This window comes from Streptacidiphilus sp. MAP12-16, assembly GCF_041262165.1.
Taxonomy (GTDB): Bacteria; Actinomycetota; Actinomycetes; order Streptomycetales; family Streptomycetaceae; genus Streptacidiphilus.
The window spans coordinates 37,538-60,217 of record NZ_JBGCBY010000013.1; the positions used below are offsets into that span (position 1 = coordinate 37,538).

At 71.3% G+C, this 22,680-nt stretch carries 16 protein-coding genes, 1 other RNA gene and 1 pseudogene; 15 read left to right on the forward strand and 3 right to left on the reverse strand.

Translation table 11 applies throughout. The annotated features are described in order from the left end of the window. Nucleotides 1-98: 98 nt before the first annotated feature. The 4 genes and pseudogenes from ABIA33_RS18810 (at nucleotide 99) to ABIA33_RS18825 (ending at nucleotide 6,464) form a co-directional block, all read left to right on the forward strand. The gene (locus ABIA33_RS18810) at nucleotides 99-1,832 is read left to right on the forward strand and encodes a protein kinase (protein WP_370083010.1); all 1,734 of its coding nucleotides are present in this window, start codon (nucleotides 99-101) and stop codon (nucleotides 1,830-1,832) included. 180 nt (nucleotides 1,833-2,012) lie between these two features. Further along, nucleotides 2,013-3,314: pseudogene (locus ABIA33_RS18815) on the forward strand (serine/threonine-protein kinase); the annotation flags it as partial. Nucleotides 3,315-4,609: 1,295 nt separating this feature from the next. Beyond that, nucleotides 4,610-5,719, forward strand: a complete 1,110-nt coding sequence (gene prfB / locus ABIA33_RS18820; protein ID WP_370083012.1) for a peptide chain release factor 2 — start codon at nucleotides 4,610-4,612, stop codon at nucleotides 5,717-5,719. A gap of 151 nt (nucleotides 5,720-5,870) precedes the next feature. Beyond that, nucleotides 5,871-6,464 (forward strand): hypothetical protein, encoded by a 594-nt coding sequence (locus tag ABIA33_RS18825; protein WP_370083014.1) that lies wholly within the window; start codon nucleotides 5,871-5,873, stop codon nucleotides 6,462-6,464. A 152-nt stretch (nucleotides 6,465-6,616) separates the two neighbouring features. Here ABIA33_RS18825 and ABIA33_RS18830 read toward each other — a convergent pair whose 3' ends face one another. After that, nucleotides 6,617-6,811: a hypothetical protein gene (locus ABIA33_RS18830; RefSeq protein WP_370083016.1), complete on the reverse strand. Its 195-nt coding sequence runs from the start codon at nucleotides 6,809-6,811 to the stop codon at nucleotides 6,617-6,619. Nucleotides 6,812-7,239: 428 nt separating this feature from the next. On the opposite strand from ABIA33_RS18830, the gene ftsE reads away from it, so the two are divergent. The 11 genes from ftsE (at nucleotide 7,240) to ABIA33_RS18885 (ending at nucleotide 20,249) form a co-directional block, all read left to right on the forward strand. After that, nucleotides 7,240-7,929, forward strand: coding sequence for a cell division ATP-binding protein FtsE (ftsE, locus tag ABIA33_RS18835; protein WP_370083018.1), 690 nt, complete (start codon nucleotides 7,240-7,242; stop codon nucleotides 7,927-7,929). A 71-nt stretch (nucleotides 7,930-8,000) separates the two neighbouring features. Next, entirely contained in the window at nucleotides 8,001-8,921 is a 921-nt protein-coding gene (gene ftsX, locus ABIA33_RS18840) for a permease-like cell division protein FtsX (RefSeq protein WP_370083020.1), read from the forward strand. A 103-nt stretch (nucleotides 8,922-9,024) separates the two neighbouring features. Continuing rightward, on the forward strand, nucleotides 9,025-10,173 hold the full coding sequence (locus ABIA33_RS18845) for a S41 family peptidase (RefSeq protein ID WP_370083021.1): 1,149 nt from the start codon (nucleotides 9,025-9,027) through the stop codon (nucleotides 10,171-10,173). Between the two features lie 56 nt (nucleotides 10,174-10,229). Further along, entirely contained in the window at nucleotides 10,230-10,715 is a 486-nt protein-coding gene (gene smpB / locus ABIA33_RS18850; protein ID WP_370083023.1) for an SsrA-binding protein SmpB, read from the forward strand. Between the two features lie 129 nt (nucleotides 10,716-10,844). Next, nucleotides 10,845-11,214: a transfer-messenger RNA gene (gene ssrA, locus ABIA33_RS18855) on the forward strand. A gap of 100 nt (nucleotides 11,215-11,314) precedes the next feature. Then, nucleotides 11,315-12,421, forward strand: coding sequence for a winged helix DNA-binding domain-containing protein (locus ABIA33_RS18860; RefSeq protein ID WP_370083025.1), 1,107 nt, complete (start codon nucleotides 11,315-11,317; stop codon nucleotides 12,419-12,421). A gap of 176 nt (nucleotides 12,422-12,597) precedes the next feature. Continuing rightward, nucleotides 12,598-13,965 (forward strand): nitrate/nitrite transporter, encoded by a 1,368-nt coding sequence (locus ABIA33_RS18865; protein ID WP_370083027.1) that lies wholly within the window; start codon nucleotides 12,598-12,600, stop codon nucleotides 13,963-13,965. Nucleotides 13,966-14,051: 86 nt separating this feature from the next. Next, entirely contained in the window at nucleotides 14,052-15,254 is a 1,203-nt protein-coding gene (locus tag ABIA33_RS18870) for a uroporphyrinogen-III synthase (RefSeq protein ID WP_370083029.1), read from the forward strand. Between the two features lie 112 nt (nucleotides 15,255-15,366). Then, nucleotides 15,367-17,772 (forward strand): UvrD-helicase domain-containing protein, encoded by a 2,406-nt coding sequence (locus tag ABIA33_RS18875; protein ID WP_370083031.1) that lies wholly within the window; start codon nucleotides 15,367-15,369, stop codon nucleotides 17,770-17,772. 372 nt (nucleotides 17,773-18,144) lie between these two features. Then, nucleotides 18,145-19,593, forward strand: a complete 1,449-nt coding sequence (locus tag ABIA33_RS18880; protein WP_370083033.1) for an NAD-dependent malic enzyme — start codon at nucleotides 18,145-18,147, stop codon at nucleotides 19,591-19,593. Between the two features lie 374 nt (nucleotides 19,594-19,967). Beyond that, nucleotides 19,968-20,249, forward strand: coding sequence for an HU family DNA-binding protein (locus ABIA33_RS18885; RefSeq protein WP_030260605.1), 282 nt, complete (start codon nucleotides 19,968-19,970; stop codon nucleotides 20,247-20,249). A gap of 120 nt (nucleotides 20,250-20,369) precedes the next feature. Here the strand turns inward: ABIA33_RS18885 and ABIA33_RS18890 are convergent, their stop codons facing one another. Further along, entirely contained in the window at nucleotides 20,370-21,101 is a 732-nt protein-coding gene (locus ABIA33_RS18890) for a hypothetical protein (protein WP_370083035.1), read from the reverse strand. Nucleotides 21,102-21,180: 79 nt separating this feature from the next. Then, on the reverse strand, nucleotides 21,181-22,515 hold the full coding sequence (murA, locus tag ABIA33_RS18895) for a UDP-N-acetylglucosamine 1-carboxyvinyltransferase (protein ID WP_370083037.1): 1,335 nt from the start codon (nucleotides 22,513-22,515) through the stop codon (nucleotides 21,181-21,183). Between the last annotated feature and the right edge of the window lie 165 nt (nucleotides 22,516-22,680).

Consider the following 22,680-nt stretch of genomic DNA (forward strand, 5'->3'; position numbering starts at 1 on the left):
GGTAAGTCGGAAGAGCGAGAGCACACAGCCGGAAAGCCGGAGCAGGGCCGGGGGGACCGGTCCACCTACGGCGCAGAGGCAGGACGAGGAGCGCACGGGTGCGGCCGGTTGGCAGTAAGTACCTGCTGGAGGAGCCGCTGGGACGCGGTGCCACCGGGACGGTCTGGCGCGCCCGGGTCCGGGACGAGTCGGGCGGCGACTCGGGCCACCAGGTCGCGATCAAGGTCCTCAAGGAGGAGCTGGCGACCGACCCGGATGTGGTCATGCGCTTCCTCCGGGAGCGCTCGGTGCTGCTGCGCCTGGTGCATCCCAACATCGTCCGGGTCCGTGACCTGGTCGTGGAGGGCGAGCTGCTGGCACTGGTCATGGACCTGGTCGAAGGTCCCGACCTGCACCGCTATCTGCGCGCCCACGGCCCGCTGAGCCCCGTCGCCGGGGCGTTGCTGATGGCGCAGATCGCCGACGCGCTCGCCGCCAGCCACGCCGACGGCGTGGTGCACCGGGACCTGAAGCCCGCGAACGTGCTGCTGGCCGAGGTACGCGGCGCCGACGGAGCGGCGCAGATGCATCCGCTGCTCACCGACTTCGGTATCGCCCGGCTCGCCGACTCGCCCGGCCTCACCCGCACCCAGGAGTTCGTCGGCACCCCCGCGTATGTCGCCCCTGAGTCCGCCGAGGGCCGCCCGCAGACGGCCGCCGTGGACATCTACGGCGCGGGGATCATGATGTACGAGCTGCTGACCGGGCAGCCGCCGTTCCACGGCGACGGCCCGCTGCAGATCCTCCAGGCGCACCTCTCGCAGGAGCCGCAGCGCCCCCGCAACCTGCCCGAACCACTGTGGACGGTGATCGAGCACTGCCTGCGCAAGGACCCCGCGCGGCGTCCCGGCGCTGTGGCGCTCGCCACAGCGCTGCGGACGGTCGCGGCGGGCGTCGGTGTGCACGCCTCCCCGGCGCAGATCGACGCGGCCTTCGCGGTCGGCCAACTGCTGATCCCGCCGCCGGTGCCCGGCGGCAGCGACCCGACGCTGCCGAACGGGGTGCGGTACGACCCGTCGGCGCAGACGGTGGCGGCGGCCTTCGGAGCGGCCGATCCGACCCAGGTCCTGCCCCAGGGGGCGGCGGACCGCACCCAGGTGCTGCCGCCGAACGGCCAGTACGGCGCGGCCGAGCGGACACGGGCCATGCCGACGCCCGCGGCGGCCCAGCAGGCGGAGTCGCCGCAGCCCGCGGGCCCGCACCCGTGGGAGAACCAGCTGCGTGCCGCGCGCACCCGGAACGAGCAGACCCGCGTCGACTACCGGTTCCCCACCGGGCCGGAGCCGCTGCCGCAGGTGGCCCCGCCCCCGTACCGCGCACCGCAGCCGCTGCAGGCGGCCCAGACCCAGCCTCAGACTCAGCCTCAGGCCCAGCCGCAGTACCGGGCCGCACCCCAGGGTTACCTTCCCGACACGAACCCGCCCGAGCCGCAGCGACCCGAGCCGCGGCGTGCCGCGCGCACCGCGCCTCGGCCCGCGCCGGAGCGCGCGCCCCGTCGCGAGCCCGAGCGGGAGCCGGAGCCCGCACCGCGCAGGGAGCGCGAACCCCGCCCCCCGCGCCGTCGGCGGCGGATCCCCGGCGGGGGCTGCCTGCGCGCGCTGCTGCTGCTGGCCGTGATCGCGGCGGCCGTCTGGTACTTCACGCCCATGCAGCACTGGATCCACAACGTGCAGGGGTGGTGGCACCAGCTCGTCCTGTGGTGGAACAACGTCACCGGCACGGTCAACAAGGTCAAGAACAACATCCCCAAGATCCCCGGCGGCGGCCCCACGCTGCCGACCTCGGGGCAGTGACCCGTGTTGACCCGCGCTCCGGCGACACAGGACTCCAGCGACTGCCCCCACTATCGGGATTGACGTTTTGTCGACATCTGACCTGCAGTAACGCGCGTCTGGTTCCCCCATGCGGCCCCATTCCGCGTACTTTGGTCGCTGACACACCGGCCAGTTTCCTCATATGTGCACGGAGCAGCCTTGGCACGCAAGATCGGCAGCCGCTACACCGCGCACCAGGTGATCGGCCGTGGCTCGGCGGGCACCGTCTGGCTCGGCGAAGGCCCCGAGGGGCCGGTGGCGATCAAACTGCTTCGCGAGGACCTGGCCTCCGATCAGGTCCTGGTCGGCCGCTTCGTGCAGGAACGCACCGCCCTCACCAGCCTGGACCACGCCCGCGTCGTCGGCGTGCACGACCTGGTCGTGGACGGCGACGATCTCGCCCTGGTGATGGAGCTGGTCCACGGCACCGACCTGCGCTCCCGCCTGGAGCGCGAGGGCCCGCTCGCCCCGGAGGCCGCCGTCTCCATCGCCGCCGACGTGGCCGAAGGCCTCGCCGTCGCGCACGCCGCCGGCATCGTCCACCGCGACGTGAAGCCCGAGAACATCCTCCTCGACCAGGCGTCCTCGCCAGGTCCGGGCGGCGCGCCCCGGGCGAAACTGTCCGACTTCGGCATCGCCCGGCTCGTCGACGCGCCCCGCCGGACCCGCGCCACCAGGATCATCGGCACCCCCGACTACCTCGCCCCTGAGGTCATCGAGGGACTGGAGCCGCGCGCCGCCGTCGACATCTACGCCCTCGCCACCGTCCTGTACGAGCTGCTGGCGGGCTTCACGCCGTTCGGCGGCGGACACACCGGCGCGGTGCTGCGACGGCACGTCACCGAGAGCGTCGCCCCGCTGCCCGGGCTGCCCGACGACCTGTGGAAAATCATCGCGCAGTGCCTGGCGAAGGCCCCCGCCTCCCGGCTGCGGGCCTCGGAGCTGGCCGCACGGCTGCGCGAGCAGTTGCCCGCGCTCGCCGGGTTGCCCGCCCTCAGCGTGAGCCACCCGGACGCGCCGTCCTCCGGGCCGCCGACCGACTACGACCGGAACGGCCAGGGCGACCGGGGTGACCTGGGCGACCTGGCCGGGATGAGCGACTTCGGCCACGTCGACGATCCGGACGGCCTGGACGACGACGAGCCCAGGCGTCCCCGCCGCAGGCGCGGCCCCGCCGTGCCGCTGGTCCCCGGTGCCCAGCCCGACTCCAACCGGGACACCCACACCAGCCTGCGCCGTCCCAGCCGCGAGGAACTCGCCTCGTTCGCCGCGGCCTCCCGCGCCGAGCGCGCGGCGAAGGCCGCCAAGGCGACGGGCGGCTCCGGAGCCAGGCCCGCGGCCGCGCGCAGCGCCCACCGCCACGCCGGCGCGAAGCGCAGCGGCGCGGGCGCAGCCGTGCGCCGTCGTCGTCGCCTGCTCGCCGGCGTCGTTGCCCTGGTGGTCATCGCCGGCGCCGTCGGCGCGTACAAGGCGTTCGCGGGCGACGGGAACGGCAGCAGCCGGAGGCACACCCAGGGCAGCGACAGCGCCGGCACCAGCGCCACCCCGACTCCCGGCGCGGACCGCACCGGCGCCTCCGGGCTGTCGCAGGCGCCGGTCGCGGGCCAGGTCGACGCCTCGGCGCCATCCGCCGCCGCGACGCTGCCGGCCTGGACGGCCTGGGCCGACGCCCCCGCGCCCCCGGTCCCGTTGGCCGGCGGGGTGCGGGCCGTCGGTCTCGGCGGCACCGCGTACGTCTTCGGCACCGGTGCGGACGGCTACGTGCGCTACCTGACCCGGACCGGCACCGGCTTCGGTAGCTGGGGCAAACTCACCGGCATACAGGTCAGCGGCGAACCCGCCCCCGTCGTGCTGTCGGACGGCCGGTTGCGGCTGTTCGCCCGGGGCACCGACGGCCTGGTCTACCAGCGCACGCTGAGCGCCGGCCACTGGGCCGACAGCGCCTGGGGAATGCTGGGCACACGCACCCCGATCGACTCGCCGCCCGCAGCGGCGGCCAACGGCGACCGCATCGACCTGGTCGCCCGGATCGGGACCGACCTGGTCACCACCTCCTACGTCGACGGCGCGTGGAGCGCCTGGCAGACGGTTCTCACGGCCGGCCGCGTCACCGGCGCGCCGGCACTGATCGCCGAGGGCGGCGGCCGCATCGACGCCTTCGTCCAGCCCGCCGACGGCGGCGCCCTGCAGCGCACCCAGGCCCTGAACGGCGTCTGGTACCCCGCCCAGCCCGTGACCGGCGTCACCGCCCCCACCCGCCCCGACGCGGTCGAGGCCCCGGGCGGCGTCCAGTACGTCTTCGCCGCGTCCGGGGTGGAGGCGGCGGGCAGCGCCCAGGGCTCCAACTGGACCGCGGGCCGCCTCCCGGACGGCGTCGGCGAGCCCGCCGCGTACTCGGACCCGACCGGCGTGGGCCTGTTCCTGCGCACCCCGGCCGGCGGCCTGCGCTACACGCACAGCCGCTAGGAGGGTGCTGAAGATCTAGGCCGGGCTCGCGACGCCCTGCGACTCCGCTTGCCGCGTTGTCGTCGGTCGCCAACCAACCACGGTTGGCTCCCTCCTCCGCCTTGCAATCGAAGTCGCATGACGCCGCTCCCTGATCCGGCCTAGATCTTCAGCACCCTCCTAGCCGCCCACAGCCGCCGCCCACAGCCGCCCGCTCGCTCGCCGGCGGCGGAGGTCCACCGTGCCTGCCCGGACGTATACCGGACGTATATCCGGCAGGAGGCCGCCGTCGGAAGCATTAGGCTGGTCACGTGGCAGCCATCGATCCTTCCGAAGAACTCAAGTCCCTCGAATCGACTATGACGTCGATCGAGGCTGTGGTCGACCTCGACAAGATCCGGGCCGACATCGCGGTCTTCGAGGACCAGGCCGCCGCTCCCGACCTCTGGGACGACGTCGAGAGCGCGCAGAAGGTCACCAGCAAGCTCTCCTACCTGCAGGGCGAGCTGCGCAAGGTGCTGAACCTGCGCAGCCGGGTCGAGGATCTCGGGGTGCTCTTCGAGCTCGCCGAGGCCGAGGACGACGCGGACACCCGGGCCGAGGCCGAGACCGAACTGGCGTCCGTCCGCAAGGCAGTGGAGGAGATGGAGGTCCGCACCCTCCTCTCCGGCGAGTACGACGCCCGTGAGGCCCTGGTCAACATCCGCGCCGAGGCCGGTGGTGTGGACGCCGCCGACTTCGCCGAGCAGCTGATGCGCATGTACCTGCGCTGGGCCGAGCGCCACGGCTACCCGACCGAGGTCTACGACACCTCGTACGCGGAGGAGGCCGGGATCAAGTCGGCGACCTTCGGCGTGAAGGTCCCGTACGCCTACGGCACGCTCTCGGTCGAGCAGGGCACCCACCGCCTGGTCCGTATCTCGCCGTTCGACAACCAGGGCCGCCGCCAGACGTCGTTCGCGGGCGTCGAGGTGCTGCCGGTCGTGGAGAAGAGCGACCATGTCGAGATCGACGAGTCCGAACTGCGCGTGGACGTCTACCGCTCCTCGGGCCCCGGTGGCCAGGGCGTCAACACCACCGACTCGGCGGTCCGGATCACCCACCTCCCGACCAACATCGTCGTCTCCTGCCAGAACGAGCGCTCGCAGATCCAGAACCGCGCCAGCGCGATGAACGTTCTCCAGGCGAAGCTGCTCGAGCGCCGCCGCCAGGAGGAGAAGGCGGAGATGGACGCGCTGAAGGACGGCGGCAACTCCTGGGGCAACCAGATGCGTTCGTACGTGCTGCACCCCTACCAGATGGTCAAGGACCTGCGCACCGAGTACGAGGTCGGCAACCCGCAGGCGGTGCTGGACGGCGAGTTGGACGGCTTCATCGAGGCCGGGATCCGCTGGCGCAAGCAGAACGAGAAGTCGGCGTAGTTCGAGGTAACACTCCGCCAATATTCCTACCTGTCACGGCGATCTGCCCCCAAAAGGGGACAGATCGCCGTTGACGTTACCGGGTGTGATTCACCATGCTGGCCCGCAATGCCCGATGCGGGCAGGAACCGGAGTGGTGAGAGGGGCCGTTGTGGCCATTGCACGTCGCGGACACCGGAAGAGGAGCGGCGGCATACGATCGCGTGCCGTACGCGTCGCCGCTGCGGCGCTGGCGCTGTCCGGCACCGGGCTGATGGTCACCGGCGTGGCCAACGCCGTCACGGCGCCGGCTCTGGCTCCGGGCAAGGTGATCGACGGCCCGCAGGTCGGCTCCGGCGGACTCGCGCTCCCGTCCCTCCCGCTCCTGACGGTCAGCGACTCGGCGTCGGCGTCGACGGCGGGAGGCGACTCGTCCTCGCCCTCCGCTGCGGCCGGTGGTTCCCCGAGCACCGGCGCAGCCCCTGGGGCGAGCCGCAGCGCGAGCGCCCCCGCGGCGCCCGTCGTGCCCAGTACCGTCCCGTCCGGCGGGGTCGCCCCCTCCGGCGCCGCGTCCGGCTCCGCCTCAGGGGCTGTGCCGGCGCCGCAGCCGAGCGCCACGATGAGCCAGCCCGCGGCCCGGCAGGTCCTCGCCGAGACCGGCGCCGACCGCAGCATTCCCTGGCTGTTCTCCGGCGGCGTCACGCTGTTCGCCGGCGGGCTGGTGTTCCGCTTCGGCCCGCGTACCGCGCCCCGGCACGCCGGCTGAGCGGACCCACGCCGAGCGGACTAACGCCGAGCTGAGTAACGACGTGCGCCAGGCCCCGGGAGCGGACTCCCGAGGCCTGGCGTTTTGCTGCGGCTTATGCGGCTTATGCGGCTCGTGCGGCTTATGTAGGTTTCCGCGCGGACTCCGTGCGGTCAGGCGAAGGCGTGCCGCGCTATCAGCGCGCACGCGATGAGGGCCGTGAGCAGGGCGATCAGCGCGGCCGGGGACAGCGAACCGAAGAGTCCCTGCTGCTCCTGCAGCCGTTGCCTGCTCGCGCGGCAGGTGGGGCAGCGGCCCTCGGCCACCGGCCCTGCACAGTTGGCGCACACCAGACGGTCGAGCGTCATCTCGATCTCCTCCTCCGACCTGCCCAACGAGACACCATGCCGGGTGGGTTCCCTCCACTGTGCCATGCCGAACGCGATCCAGCCGGGTTCCCTTCCCACGAAGGGATTCCGGCCCGGCAGCGGGACGGCGGCAGACCCGCAACAGGATGATCGCAGTGAGTGACCACGGCCGTGCGACTATCCAATTCTCTCGTCCCTTTATTACATTTTCATCCCATTTAGCCGTGAACTCTCCCACCTTTCCGTGCTCGCGACTGGGAGCGGGCGTCGGCTTCGCGTAAGGTCGGCCAACCGGGGGAGCTGACCAACGCCCTGCGGCGCGGCTCCACCAACAGACCTGTCCCTGTCCACGAGGCGGGGTGCGAGGTTCCGGATTATCAGAACCCGCGTCCCCCGTTCCACCTAGACTGGCCGACCGTGATGCAGCCGTGATCCGATTCGACAACGTCTCCAAGACCTATCCGAAGCAGAACCGTCCCGCACTGGACAACGTCACGCTCGAGATCGAAAAGGGCGAGTTCGTCTTCCTGGTGGGCTCGTCCGGCTCGGGCAAGTCGACCTTCCTCCGGCTGATCCTGCGCGAGGAACGCCCGAGCGTCGGCGAGGTCCATGTGCTGGGCAAGGACCTGGCCAAGCTGTCCAACTGGAAGGTTCCGCACATGCGGCGCCAGCTGGGCACGGTGTTCCAGGACTTCCGCCTGCTCCCCAACAAGACGGTGGGCCAGAACGTCGCTTTCGCGCTGGAGGTCATCGGCAAGCCGAGGGCCGTGATCAGCAAGGTCGTCCCCGAGGTCCTCGAACTGGTCGGTCTGGCCGGCAAGCAGGACCGGATGCCCGGCGAGCTGTCCGGCGGTGAGCAGCAGCGCGTGGCCATCGCCCGCGCCTTCGTGAACCGTCCGATGCTGCTGATCGCGGACGAGCCGACCGGAAACCTCGACCCGCAGAACTCCGTCGGCATCATGAAGCTGCTGGACCGGATCAACCGGACCGGCACCACGGTGCTGATGGCCACCCACGACCAGGCGATCGTGGACCAGATGCGCAAGCGCGTCATCGAGCTCGACCAGGGCCACCTGGTCCGAGACCAGTCCCGCGGCGTCTACGGCTACCAGCACTGAGCCGTCCCCAGCCCGCCTCCACACGTCTTCGGCGTCCGCACCAGGCCGACGCCCCGACCAGCTAGGAAGTCATGCGAGCACAGTTCGTCATGTCGGAGATCGCTGTCGGTCTCCGCCGCAATCTGACGATGACCATCGCGGTCGTCGTGAGCGTGGCGCTCTCGCTCGCCCTGGCGGGAGCAGCGCTTCTACTTCGTGACCAGGTCAGCAACATGCGTGGCTACTGGGACGGGAAGATCGAGGTGTCGGTCTACTTCTGCAACAAGGCCGACGCCGCCCAGGGCTCGGTGAACGCCAACTGTGCCTCGGGTCCGGCGACCCAGAGTCAGATGGACTCCGTGCAGGCGCAGTTGGAGAAGACCGGCCTGGTTGAGCACTTCTACACGGAGACCCCGGCGCAGGCGCTGGACGCCTACAAGAAGCAGGACCCCAACAACCCGCTGCTGCCCTCGCTGTCCGCGGACTCCTTCGAGAACTCGCTGCGGATCAAGCTCAAGGACCCGCAGAAGTACCAGATCGTCTCCGGCCTGGTGGGCGGTCAGCCCGGGGTGCTCAAGGTCCAGGACCAGAGCGAGGTGCTGAAGCCGCTGTTCAACCTGCTCAACGGCGCTCAGGTGGTGGCCCTGGTGGTGATGGGCATCATGCTGGCGGTCACCATGCTGCTCATCGTCAACACGGTCCGGGTGTCCGCGTTCAGCCGCAAACGCGAGACCGGGATCATGAGACTCGTCGGCGCGTCCAACTACTACGTGCAGATGCCGTTCATCGCCGAGGCGGCGTTCGCCGCCGTCGTCGGCGCGGCGCTCGCGTCGGGCATGCTGGCGCTCGGCAAGTACCTGCTGATCGACCAGTTCCTGAAGAAGCAGATCGCACTCATCAACTTCATCGGCTGGGGCCCGGTCTTCCAGGTCATGCCGTTGATGCTGGTCCTGGGTGTGGGAATGTCCTCCGTCGCAGCCTTCCTGACGCTGCGTAAGTACCTGAAGGTCTGATCGTCGCTCGGTACGATCAACGCCCCGGACGCTGTACTGCGTCCGGGGCGTTCTGCTGCGTACGCACCTTGCGTCGCCCTCACCACCCCTAGACTCAACCAGCATGTCCGGTAGCTATCCGCATTTCCGCCTCCATCTGGCCCTGGGCCTGCTGTTCGGGGCGGTGCTGGCGACGGGAGCGGCGACCGGCGCCTGGGGCAGCGAGGGGCATCTCCAGCAGCCCGTCGCGTCGCACCAGAACGCGCTGCCGGTCCCGCGAATCAGCAGCGACGACGCCGCACTTCGCTGGGTCGCGCAGAGCGGCGACCGCTGGTCGGCGCTCTACACGGCACAGCAGTTCGCGAGCGTTACCGAGGCGCTGGCCGGGCACTACGCCGGAGTCGGGCTGTGGGTGACCCGGAGCCCGGACGGCTCCGTCAGCGTCTCCAGGGTCCGTCCGGACGGACCGGCGGCGCAGGCGGCGGTGGGCAGCGGGGACCGGCTGCTGCGGATCGACGGCCGCGAGGTGACCGGCCTGCCCGTCACTGAGGTCGTGGCGCTGCTGCGGGGCACCGGCCCGAGCGCGGGCAGCGCGGTCAGGCTCGGGCTGCTGAGCCGGGGGCGGGTTCACGACGTGGTGCTGCACCGCCAACTGCTGGACGCCGACGACGTGGTGGTGGACCATCCGGACGCCGGGATCACCAGGATCGTCCTGTCCGCGTTCACCGCCGGTACCGGTGACCAGGTCGTGGCTGCGGTCCGCGAGCGCCGGGTGCTGCCGGGCGGAGAGCGCGGCAAGGGCATTCTGCTCGATCTGCGCGGCAACTCGGGTGGCCTGGTGGACGAGGCGGTGGCGAGCGCTTCGGCCTTCCTCGACGGCGGCCCGGTCGCCTCGTACCGCGCCGACGACGGCGAGCCGCTGTGGCTCACCGCCGCTCGCGGTGGCGACTCCTCGACCCCGCTGGTGGTCCTGGTCGACGGCGGCACGATGAGCGCGGCGGAACTGCTCACCGGCGCCCTGCAGGACCGTGGCCGGGCGGTGGTCGTGGGCTCGCGCACCTTCGGCAAGGCCGCGGTGCAGCAGCCCACGACGCTGCCCAGCGGCGCGGTCCTGGAACGCACTGTCGGCCACTACCGCACCCCGGCCGGACGCGATCTGGACGGCGCCGGGATCACCCCCGACGTCCTGGTGCCGCCCGCAGCCGGGCCGCAGGCGGCGGAGCGCACCGCGATCACCGTCCTGGACGACCTGGCCGGCGTCGACAGTCAGTAGCCTGCCATTAACCTCAGTGCCGTCACCCGTCCCCGAGTGCGAGAATGATCCGCATCATGGCCAAGGTAAAAGACCCCGGACGCAAGATGGTCGCGCAGAACAAGAAGGCGCGGCACGACTACAACATCCTGGATGAGATCGAGTGCGGCATGGTGCTGACCGGCACCGAGGTCAAGTCGCTCCGCGCGGGCCGCGCCTCGCTGGTGGACGGCTTCGCGGAGATCACCAACGGTGAGGCGTGGCTGCACAACGTCCACATCATGGAGTACGCACAGGGCACGTGGACCAACCACGCGGCCCGGCGCAAGCGCAAGTTGCTGATGCACAAGGAGGAGATCCGCAAGCTGGACTCAAAACTCCGCGAGTCGGGCTTCACCCTCGTTCCGCTGTCCCTCTACTTCAAGGACGGCCGGGCCAAGCTGATGCTTGCCCTGGCACAGGGCAAGAAGCTGCACGACAAGCGGCAGACCCTGCGGGAGAAGCAGGACCGCCGCGAGACCGACCGCGCCCTGTCGGCGGTGCGCCGCCGCGCGCAGGGCTGATGCGCGGGTAATGAGCTGGACCGACGCCTCGGCGGGGCCGTAGGATGGCGGTGTTCCGCAGGACCCCCCAGGTCCACGTGGAGTTGCAGGCAGCTGGAGAGCCTGCATTGACAAATGCATAACCCCCTCGGGGGTGATCGGTTTCGACTGGGGATGTCGAACCAGGGGAAGCGAGCCGAGAAACGCGGCAATGATCTCGTAAACCACGTGCCGCAAACTATAATCGCCAACTCCAAGCGCGATTCCTTCAGCCTCGCCGCCTGAGCGAGTAACTGAAGGTGTCAGACCGGGCGCGTTCCCGTCCCGGACCCTGGCATAATCTAGGGAACTCCACCGTTTCACCCGGTCACGGGGTGGAACGGGAAACCAAACAGTGACTGGGCCTGTCGGCGGCTTGTCCGCGTGACTGCCGGGGCCGAGAAAAGCACAGCGGACTGCGCTCGGAGAAGCCCTGGTTTCACACCACAGGACGCGGGTTCGATTCCCGCCACCTCCACCACCGCAGCCTCAGCAGGCGTGCGCTGGTCCGATCGTCGACAGCGGCGTCTTCCGTCAGGAAGGCGCCGCTTCGGCATGCCGTGCCTCGTAATGTACGGGGCATGGAGAAGCTGTCCGCTCGTGCCCTCAACCGTGCGCTGCTCGCTCGGCAGATGCTGCTGGCCCGGGAGCGGCGCGGGGTGCTGGAGACGGTGGAGTTCCTGGCCGGAATGCAATCACAGATCCCCGTGGCGCCGTATGTCGGGCTGTGGTCGCGGCTGCTCGGCTTTGACCCCGAGGAGTTGTCGCGGCTGATGCGCGACCGCGAGGTGGTCCGGATCTCGGCAATGCGAGGCACCATCCACCTGCTCAGCGCCGCCGACGCGCTCAGCTTCCGCCCGCTCTGCCAACCGATCAACGATCGTGGGCCGTACGGGAAGAACGTCTACCGCCGCGCCCTGGCCGGGATCGACCCGGGCGACTTCGCCGCCTCGGCCCGGGCCCTGCTGGAACGCGAGCCCATGACGAACGCCAGGCTCGGCGCCGCGCTGCTGGAGCGCTACCCCGGCTACGACCCCTCCACCCTGGCCTGGGCGGTACGGGACGGCCTGGCGCTGGTCCAAGTGCCGCCGCGCGGGCTGTGGGGGAGGTCGTCGCAGACCACGTCCACCACCGTCGAGCACTGGCTCGGGCGCCCGGTGGACCCCAAGCCCTCGCCGGACGCGATGGTGCTGCGGTACCTGGGCGCGTTCGGCCCGGCGAGCGTCTGCGACGCGCAGGCGTGGTCCGGGCTGACCCGGCTCGCCGAGGTGTTCGAGCGGCTGCGCCCGCAGTTCCGTACCTTCGCCGACGCCGTGACCGGGCGGGAGCTCTTCGACCTCCCCGACGCTCCGCGCCCCCACGAGGACACCCCTGCTCCCATGCGCTTCCTGCCCGACTACGACAACGCCGTGCTCGGGTACGAGGACCGCAGCCGGATCATCACTCCCGAGGACCAGGCCGCCCTCGGCAGGCGCAACGGCTACCCGGCTGCGTTCCTGATGGACGGCGTGGTGCGCGGCGCGTGGTCGCTGAAACTCGGCAAGGCCGGGCCCACCGTGGTGGTCAGCGCGTTCGCCGAGCTCAGCGACGCCGAGCAGGAGCAGGTGAACGACGAGGCGGGGAAGCTGGTGCGGTTCCACGCTCCCGGCGTCGAGGAGTACACGGTCGGTTTCCCTCGCCCCCAGTGAGTCCCGCAGTGAGTCCCGCAGTGAGGCGCAGTGGGCCGGGCGCCCTCACAGCAGGACCTCACGCCGGGTGAGTGGACGGTTCCGCACGCGTGACACAGGGTCATCCGAAGGGAAATCCCGGCACCCTAGCGTCACCTTCCAGCAGCCTCAGGGAACCTCATGGAAGGGGACGCGCGATGAGCACCGAAGTCACGGGCACCGAGACCGCAGGAACGGCAACCGGCAGACGCTGGATCCAGGAGTGGAACCCGGAGGACCCGGGCTTCTGGGAGTCCACCGGACGCCGTACCGCCGCGCGCAACCTGGCCTTCTCCGTCTTCTCCGAGCACATCGGCTTCTCGGTGTGGTCGCTGTGGTCGGTGATGGTGCTCTTCATGGGCCCGAAGTACCACATCGACCCCGCCGGGAAGTTCTTCCTGGTCGCAGTCCCCACCCTGGTCGGCGCGGTGCTGCGGGTGCCCTACACCTTCGCGGTGGCCCGCTTCGGCGGACGCAACTGGACGATCGTCTCCGCCGCGCTGCTGCTCCTGCCGCTCGCGGTCGGCGCGATCGTGATGAACCCCGGAACCAGTTACACCACGTTCATGCTGGTGGGCGCGCTGACCGGGGTCGGCGGCGGCAACTTCGCCTCCTCCATGACCAACATCAACGCCTTCTACCCGCTGCGCCTCAAGGGCTGGGCGCTCGGCCTGAACGCAGGCGGCGGCAACCTCGGCGTGCCGGTGATCCAGCTGGTGGCGCTCGCCGTGATCCTCGGCGCGGGTGCGACCCACCCCCGCACCGTCATCGCGATCTACCTGCCCCTGGTCGTGGTCGCGGCGCTCTGCGCCGCACTGTTCATGGACAATCTCGCGCCCATGAAGAACGACACCAGGAGCTTCCGCGCGGCCGTCCGCGAGCCGCACACCTGGATCATGTCGCTGCTCTACATCGGCACCTTCGGCTCCTTCATCGGCTTCAGTTTCGCCTTCGGCCTGGTGCTGCAGAACCAGTTCCACCGCACCCCGCTCGGCGCGGCCGAACTCACCTTCATCGGCCCGCTGCTCGGCTCCCTGATCCGCCCGGTCGGCGGCCGGCTCGCCGACAGCTTCGGCGGCGCCCGGGTCACCTTCTACAACTTCCTGGCGATGGCCGCCGCGGCGGCGGTGGTCGTCTACGCCTCGCAGGCCAAGTCGCTGCCGGTGTTCCTGGTCGGCTTCATCGCCCTCTTCGTCTTCTCCGGACTCGGCAACGGCTCCACCTACAAGATGATCCCCGGCATCTTCCAGGCCAAGGCGCAGGCCGCAGGCCACGACGAGGCCTGGGCGCGGCGCCTCTCCGGCGCGGTCATCGGCCTGGTCGGCGCGGTCGGCGCGCTCGGCGGCGTACTCATCAACCTCGCCTTCCGTGAGTCCTTCCTCACAGCGAAGACCGGTACCCCCGCCTTCGTCGGCTTCCTCGCGGCGTACGGGCTCTGTTTCGCCGTCACCTGGGCCGTCTACCTCCGCAAGCCCGCCCCCGCAGCCGCCGCCCAGGCCCCCGTTCCCGCGTATGCCGAGGTCTGAGCGCCGGAGCTAACCTCGTCGCAACACCGTGGTAACCCCCATGCCTCAGCCTGGCCCCCCAGGGTTCGGCCAACCGGAGAGACCCGATGAGCACCCAGCACCCCCGCCTCCGCACGGACGACGGCATTCCGCCGCTCGCCGGCTTCACCGTCGGCGTCACCGCCGCGCGGCGCGCCGACGAGCTCGGCACGCTGCTGCAGCGGCGCGGTGCCGCCGTCGTGCAGGGGGCGGCGCTGCGCATCGTGCCGCTGCTGGACGACACCGAGCTGCTCGCCGCGACCCGCGAACTCATCGAGAGGCCCGCGGACGTGGTGGTCGCGACCACCGGCATCGGCTTCCGGGGGTGGGTGGAGGCCGCCGAGGGGTGGGGACTCGGCGAGCCACTGCTCGAGCGGCTCGGCAAGGCGCAACTGCTGGCCCGGGGGCCCAAGGCGCGGGGCGCGATCCGCGCCGCCGGCCTGGTCGAGGAGTGGTCCCCCGCGTCCGAGTCGTCCGTCGAGGTGCTGGAACGCCTCCTTGACGACGGTGTGGACGGCCGCCGTGTCGCCGTCCAGCTGCACGGCGCGCCGCAGGGCGACTTCGTCGCCTCGCTGGAGGCGGCCGGCGCCGAGGTCGTCGTCGTCCCCGTCTACCGCTGGCTGCCCCCGCTGGACCTGGCGCCGCTCGACCGGATCATCGACGCCGTGTGCAACGGCGGCCTGGACGCACTCACCTTCACCAGCGCTCCTGCCGTCATGGGCCTGCTGGAACGCGCCGCGGACCGCGGACTGCGCGAGCAGGTGGAGACCGCGCTGCGGCGCACCGTGCTGCCGGTGTGCGTCGGCCCGGTCACCGCGGCGCCCCTGGACGAACGCGACATCGACTCGCTGCAGCCCACCCGGGCCCGCCTCGGCGCGATGGTGCAGACCGTCACCGCGGACCTGCCGCAGCGCGCCCAGCGCCTCTCCGCCGCCGGACACGCCCTGGAGGTGCGCGGCCAGGCCGCCCTGGTCGACGGCGAGCTCAAGCCCCTGCCTCCCGCCGCGATGGCGCTGCTCAGGGCCCTGGTCCGGCGCCCGGGGTGGGTGGTCCCCCGGTCCGAGCTGCTCCGGGTGCTGCCGGGCTGCGGCGCGGACGAGCACGCCGTGGAGACGGCGATGGCCCGGCTGCGCCAGGCCCTGGGCGCCCCGCGGATCGTCCAGACGGTCGTGAAGCGCGGCTACCGCCTGGCCCTGGACCCGGCCGGCGCCGCGCCGCCGGCCCCGGACCCGATCCCGGACGCCGCGCCCGACTCCGGCGGCTGCCTGTAGCCGAGCCTGTAGCCGAGACGTGCTGTGACCGTACGCGTTCCGTAGCCGGGCGCGCGCACGCCGGCACGGGCGGATGACGTACGATCGTCCGTCCCCCTTTCTTCGCGCCGAGATGTCGAGTCGAGACGCCGAGGAGAGTTCCCAGCACGGGAAGCTGCCACAGGGGAGGCGCCGCACACCACGTACAACAGGGGGCCCCTTGACCGCGCCCAGCGACATCCACGCGGACACGAGCAGCAACACGCACGCGGACACGCTCCGGGACCGTGAGATCGCCGTCGAGCAGCAGCACCTCGACCGGGTGTACCACCGGCTGGAGGAGAAGCTCGCCGAGGCCGAGTTCATCCTCAACGACGCCAGCAGCAAGGTGCAGGTCGGCACCCCGGGCGCGCTCGCCGAGCGCGACGCCCAGGTGTTCCGCGCCGGCGCCCACCTGCAGCGGCTCAACAGCGAGTTCGAGGACTTCCTCTTCGGTCGCATCGACCTGCAGCAGCCCGACGGCCCCGAGGAGGACGGCTTCCCCTCGCAGACGCCGCTGGACCCGGCCGACCCCGCCGTCGCCGAGACCCTGCACATCGGCCGCCTCGGCGTCCTCGACACCGAGTACGGGCCGCTGGTCATCGACTGGCGCGCCCCCGCCGCCGCACCCTTCTACCGGGCCACCCCGCTGCAGCCCGGACGGGTCGTCCGCCGCCGGGTCATCCGCTCCCGCGGCCGCCGCGTCCTCGGCGTCGAGGACGACCTGCTGCGCCCCGACCTGGAGCCGGTCCTGGACGGACGCCCGCTGGCGATCGTCGGCGACGGCGCGCTGATGGCGACCCTCGGCCGGGCCCGCAGCCACACCATGCGCGACATCGTCTCCAGCATCCAGCAGGAGCAGGACATCGTGATCCGCGCCCAGGCGACCGGGGCGACCCTGGTCACCGGCGGCCCCGGCACCGGCAAGACCGCGGTGGCGCTGCACCGCGCCGCGTTCCTGCTCTACCAGGACCGCCGCCGCTACGCGGGCGGCATCCTGGTGGTCAGCCCCACGCCGCTGCTGGTCTCGTACACCGAGGGCGTCCTGCCCGCGCTGGGCGAGGAGGGCCAGGTCGCGATCCGGGCCGTCGGCAGCCTGGTGGACGGCGTCGAGGCGGACGCCTACGACAGCCCGGAGGTGGCCAGGATCAAGGGCTCCTCGCGGATGGTCGCGCTGATGCGCCGCGCCGCCCGTGAGGCCCTGGACACCCAGCGGACCCCCGCCGAGCTGCGCGTCGCCGCGCTCGGCGAGGTGCTGCGGCTGGACGCCAACACACTGCGCAACCTGCGCCGCAGCGTTCTGGGCACCGGTGGCACTCCGATCAACCTGCTGCGGCCGCGCGCCCGCAGGCTGCTCCTCGACGCCCTGTGGTCGCTGCTGCTGCGCACCAGGCCGCGCCCCGCCGAGCGGGTCGACCGGGAGCAGCAGCAGCGCGAGCGTGAGGGCTTCGACGAGCACGTCAGCGACGACGAGCGGTTCCTGGCCTTCCTGGACGCCTGGTGGCCCTCGCTGACGCCGCGCCGGGTCCTGGCGACCCTGCGCGACCAGCGCCATGTGGCCCGCCAGGTGCGCGGTGCCCTCAGCCAGCAGGAGGTCAGGCTGCTGGCCGCCTCCTGGCGGCACCTGGACGACGACGGCAAGGGCAGCGTGACCGCCCACGACGTGGCGCTGCTGGACGAGCTGCAGGTGCTGCTCGGCGAGCCGGCCCGGCCGCGCGTCCGCGAGGTGGACGCGGCCGACCTGCTGACCGGTCTGGACGAGGTCACCACCTTCGCCGAGCGCAACCGGCGCAGCCTCGACGCGCGCCGCGAGGCGGTGGAGCGGACCGAGTACGCGCACATCATCGTGGACGAGGCCCAGGACCTCACCCCGATGCAGTGGCGCATGATCGGCCGCCGGGCCCGCCAGGCCACCTGGACCATCGTCGGCGACCCGGCGCAGAGCTCCTGGATCGACCCCGGCGAGGCCCAGGCCGCGATGGACGAGACGCTCGGTTCCAAGCCGCGCCGCCGCTACACGCTCACGACCAACTACCGGAACCCGGCCGAGATCGCCGAGGTGGCGGCCCGGGTCCTGGCGCAGGCCGCGCCGGGCACGGCGTCCCCGAACGCGGTGCGCTCCACCGGCGTGCACCCGCGCTTCGTCTCGGTGGCGTCCGAGGACGAGGTGGGTGCGGCGGCCCGTGCGGAGGTGCGGCGGCTGCTCGCCGAGGTGGACGGGACGGTCGGCATCGTCGTGCCGATGGACCGTCGCGCGGAGGCGGCCGGCTGGATCGCCGACCTGGGGGATCGGGCGGTCGCGCTGGGCAGCCTGGAGGCCAAGGGCCTGGAGTACGACGCCACCGTCGTCGCCGACCCGTCCGGAATCGCGGGCGAGTCGGAGGCGGGCCTGCGGGTGCTGTACGTGGCGCTGACCCGGGCCACGCAGCGGCTCACCGTGCTGTCCGGGCCGCTGGACCTGCCCGACGCGGACGGAGTCCCTGCGCTGCTTCACATCTGACGGTCACACAACGAAAGGGCGCCCCATCCAGCTGGATGGGGCGCCCTTTCTGACGCTCAGTACGGCACCGACCCGCCATGCTCGCCTCGCGGCAAGTGGTCGCTCGAAGCGACTAAGGTTGGGCCCGGGGGCTTGGATCGAGCCGGTGCCGCACACCCAGACTAACAAAGCCTCCCGGGAACGCATTCCCTTCGCACGAGATTCTCCTGCCGCGCGAAGCCCGCAGCGACTCGTGCCCGACGCCTGGCCGCCCGCCGCCCCATCCTGCCGCCCCGACCAAATGGAACTTTATTTCCAGTTACGCGCCGGTAGGTGCGACGATCAGGGTGAAAACCGAAACCCGGCAGCGCGCGTAGGGAAGAAGGAACGTCGATGGCGACCGTGCCCAGTGTGTCGAACTCGATCACGGTGCGGATGGAGGTCCCGGCCCGCGGCAACGCTGTGAGCCAGATCACCACCCTGGTGGAGTCCTGCGGCGGGTCCGTGACCGGCCTGGACGTCACCGCCTCAGGTCACGAATCGCTGCGTATCGACGTGACCATCGCGGCGGCCTCGGTCGGCCACGCCGAGGAGATCGTCGACAAGCTGCGCACCATCGACGGCATCGCCATCGGCAAGGTCTCCGACCGCACCTTCCTGATGCACCTCGGCGGCAAGATCGAGATGTCGTCCAAGCTGCCGATCCGCAACCGCGACGACCTCAGCATGATCTACACCCCGGGCGTCGCCCGGGTGTGCATGGCCATCGCCGAGAACCCCGAGGACGCCCGCCGGCTGACCATCAAGCGCAACAGCGTCGCCGTGGTCACCGACGGCTCCGCCGTCCTCGGCCTGGGCAACATCGGCCCGATGGCCGCGCTGCCGGTGATGGAGGGCAAGGCGGCCCTGTTCAAGCGCTTCGCGGGCATCGACGCCTGGCCGATCTGCCTGGACACCCAGGACAGCGACGAGATCGTCGCCATCGTCAAGGCCATCGCCCCCGGCTTCGCGGGCATCAACCTGGAGGACATCTCGGCGCCCCGCTGCTTCGAGATCGAGGCGCGGCTGCGCGAGGCCCTGGACATCCCGGTCTTCCACGACGACCAGCACGGCACCGCGATCGTCGTCCTCGCCGCGCTCACCAACGCGCTGCAGGTCGTCGGCAAGGAGATCGGCGACGTACGGGTCGTCATGTCCGGGGCGGGCGCGGCCGGTACGGCGATCCTGAAGCTGCTGCTGGACGCGGGTGTGCGGCACGCCACCGTCGCGGATGTGAAGGGCGTCGTCCACAACGGGCGCGACGACCTGAACGAGTCGCTGCGCTGGATCGCCGACAACACCAACCGCAGTGAGCGCACCGGCAGCCTCAAGGAGGCCGTACGCGGCGCGGACGTGTTCATCGGCGTCTCCGCGCCCAACGTACTCGACGGTGACGACATCGCGGCGATGGCGGACGACGCGATCGTCTTCGCGCTGGCCAACCCGGACCCCGAGGTCGATCCGGCGGTGGCCCGGCAGACCGCCGCTGTGGTCGCCACCGGACGCAGCGACTTCCCGAACCAGATCAACAACGTGCTGGTGTTCCCGGGCGTGTTCCGCGGCCTGCTGGATGCGCGGAGCCGCACCGTGAACACCGACATGATGATCGCCGCCGCCCGCGCCCTGGCCGCCACCGTCAGCGCGGATCAGCTCAACGCGAACTACATCATCCCCAGCGTGTTCCACCCGGACGTCGCCAAGACCGTCGCCGCCGCCGTCCGCGAGGCCGCCCAGGCGGCCGGCACGGCCCACGCCCCGGCCACCGCGGGGGAGACCGGCAGCTTCCCGATCCTGCCCCAGTAGAGAACCGTCCGTCCCAGGTCGTAAGGGCCGATTGGGGGGCATCTCGCCCCAGGGCGTACGGTATCCCTGCACCGGCGCGTCGTACCGACCAGTAGAGGTACGTCCGCCTAGAGTGTGCGGCGAGAGTGGACGAGCCGTCATCGCGCACGCCGCATGGCGCTGTTCGTGTGACTCTCGCTGGTGCCGGATTCGCTTTCCCGGCGGTGGTGGGGGCAGGATTCGTCCCAAGGCAAGAGATTTGCGCAGCCTGGGGCACCAACGCAGAACCCCCATCGCCTGTCGGCACGCCACCACCTGAGGGTGGCTCGACAGCTGAGGCGGCGGTCCTCCGGGGCAGCCGAGGATCGCAACGCGACAGACCACATGGAGTACATATGAACCGCAGTGAGCTGGTGGCCGCGCTCTCCGAGCGTGCCGAGGTGACCCGGAAGGACGCCGACGCCGTTCTGGCCGCGCTCGCCGAGGTCGTCGGCGACGTCGTCGCCAAGGGCGACGAGAAGGTCACCATCCCCGGCTTCCTGACCTTCGAGCGCACCCACCGTGCCGCCCGTACCGCCCGCAACCCGCAGACCGGCGACCCGATCCAGATCGCGGCCGGTTACAGCGTGAAGGTCTCCGCGGGCTCCAAGCTCAAGGAAGCCGCCAAGGGCAAGTAAGCCCCCAGGCAGCACCACTGCGCCGGGTTCCCCCTCGTCAGCCACGCGGGGGACCCGGCGCAGTGCGTCCTGCGGGCCCGCGTCCTGCAGGCCCGCGAGCGAGTCCTGGCTCCCCAGCAGCTACCAGCGCACCCAGACGGTGAGCGGGCCGACCGGGGTGAAGCCCTGGGCGACGGCGGTGGCGAGGTCGTCGCCGTGCGCGTAGCCGACGAGAGGGAGGCCGGGCCAGCGGTGCGCCACCGCGGCCCGGGCGCCGGTCCAGGCGGAGGCCGGGGTGTGGCCGGAACCGGCGACGGCGAACACATTCGAGAGGCCGACTGCGCCGACGATGGTCGCGCTCCGGTTGGCGACCGCGCCGGCGACCACCCGGCAGTCGACCCGGGCCGCGAGGATCGCGACGTCCGGCTCCGCGAGGAGCTCCGGACGGAACAGGTCGGCGTGCCCCCGGTCGCCGTCCCAGGCGGCGGCCCAGACCTCCAGCTCGGCCGGGGTCCTGATCGTGGACCAGGTCGTCGTCGCAGCTGGACGCAGGTCCGGCGGGCGGACGATCCACTGCGCGTCGAAGATCCGTACGAAGCCCGACGCCGACAGGTCGAGGCAGTCGAAGGAGTCCTTGACCGATCCGCCGGGTGACGCCAGGTCGATCCGCTTCAGGGTCTCGACGCCGGAGGTCTCCGGGACCAGCGTCACCGCGTCCGGGTACAGCGGGGGCGGTCGACCCGCGCTGCTCCACAGCCGTGTCCCGAACTCCCCGCCCCGGCCGTGCGTCCTGCACATGGCCGCGCACCACTCCGCGTTGTTCCACGCGGCGGCACGGACCCAGGTACGTCTGTCCGTCGCAGTCTCAATCACCCGCTCGAGTCTGTCACCGGCCGCCCGGCCGGACAACGCGGTTTCGGCCGGGCGGTGAGGTTGGGCGGATAGGCGGGTGCTACTCCTTCAAGTCGCCGGGGAGCTCGACCTTGGCGCCGAGGGCCCGCAGCTTGCCGATGAAGTTCTCGTAGCCCCGGTTGATCAGGTCGATGCCGTGCACCCGCGAGGTGCCCTGAGCGGCCAGTGCCGCGATCAGATAGGAGAATCCACCGCGCAGGTCGGGGATGACCAGCTCGCCGCCCTGGAGCTTGGACGGCCCGGAGACGACCGCGGAGTGCAGGAAGTTGCGGCGGCCGAAGCGGCAGGGGGTGCCGCCCAGGCACTCGCGGTAGAGCTGGATGTGCGCGCCCATCTGGTTCAGCGCGGAGGTGAAGCCGAGGCGCGACTCGTACACCGTCTCGTGGACGATGGACAGGCCGGTGGCCTGGGTCAGCGCGACCACCAGCGGCTGCTGCCAGTCCGTCTGGAAGCCGGGGTGGACGTCTGTCTCCAGCGCGATGGCGTTGAGCTCGCCGCCGGGGTGCCAGAAGCGGATGCCCTCATCGTCCACCTCGAACGCCCCGCCGACCTTCCGGAAGGTGTTGAGGAAGGTCATCATCTCCAGCTGGCGTGCGCCGTGGACGTAGATGTTGCCGCCGGTGGCGAGCGCGGCGCAGGCCCAGGACGCCGACTCCAGACGGTCCGGCAGGGCGCGGTGGTTGTAGCCGCCGAGCCGGTCCACGCCGGTGACCAGGATGGTGCGATCGGTCCCCATGGAGATGATCGCGCCCATCTTCTGCAGCACGCAGATGAGGTCGACGATCTCCGGCTCGATCGCGGCGTTCCGAAGCTCCGTCACACCCTCGGCGAGGACGGCGGTGAGCAGGACCTGCTCGGTCGCGCCGACCGAGGGGTAGGGCAGCTCGATCTTGCAGCCGCGCAGTCGCTGCGGAGCCTTGAGAACCGTGCCCTGCGGGTGCTTCTCGATGACCGCGCCGAACTGCCGCAGCACGTCGAAGTGGAAGTCGACGGGGCGTCCGCCGATGTCGCAGCCGCCGAGGCCGGGGATGAAGGCGTGACCGAGGCGGTGCAGCAGCGGGCCGCAGAACAGGATCGGGATGCGCGAGCTGCCCGCGTGCGCGTCGATGTCGATGACATTGGCGCTCTCGACGTGGGAGGGATCGAGGACGAGCTCACCGGGCGCGTCCCCGGGGAGCACGGTAACCCCGTGCAGCTGGAGCAGTCCGCGGACGACCTTGACGTCGCGGATGTCCGGGACGTTACGGAGCCGACTCGGCTCGTGTCCGAGGAGGGCGGCCACCATGGCCTTGGGCACGAGGTTCTTGGCGCCGCGGACACGGATCTCGCCCTCGAGCGGGTTGCCGCCATGGACAAGCAGGACGTCGTCGGTCATGTTCTCGCGATCCTGGGGAGGGATTGAGGGTTGGGGGTGCTGCTCGGTCGAGGGGCCGCTACCTCAGGAGATGGTAATGCGCATGACGGTGGTTCCCGAGTGGCAGGTGACCTTGGTATGGAGAGCGGAACGTGCCTGCTGGAGGGCTTCAATGTGGCGAACGTC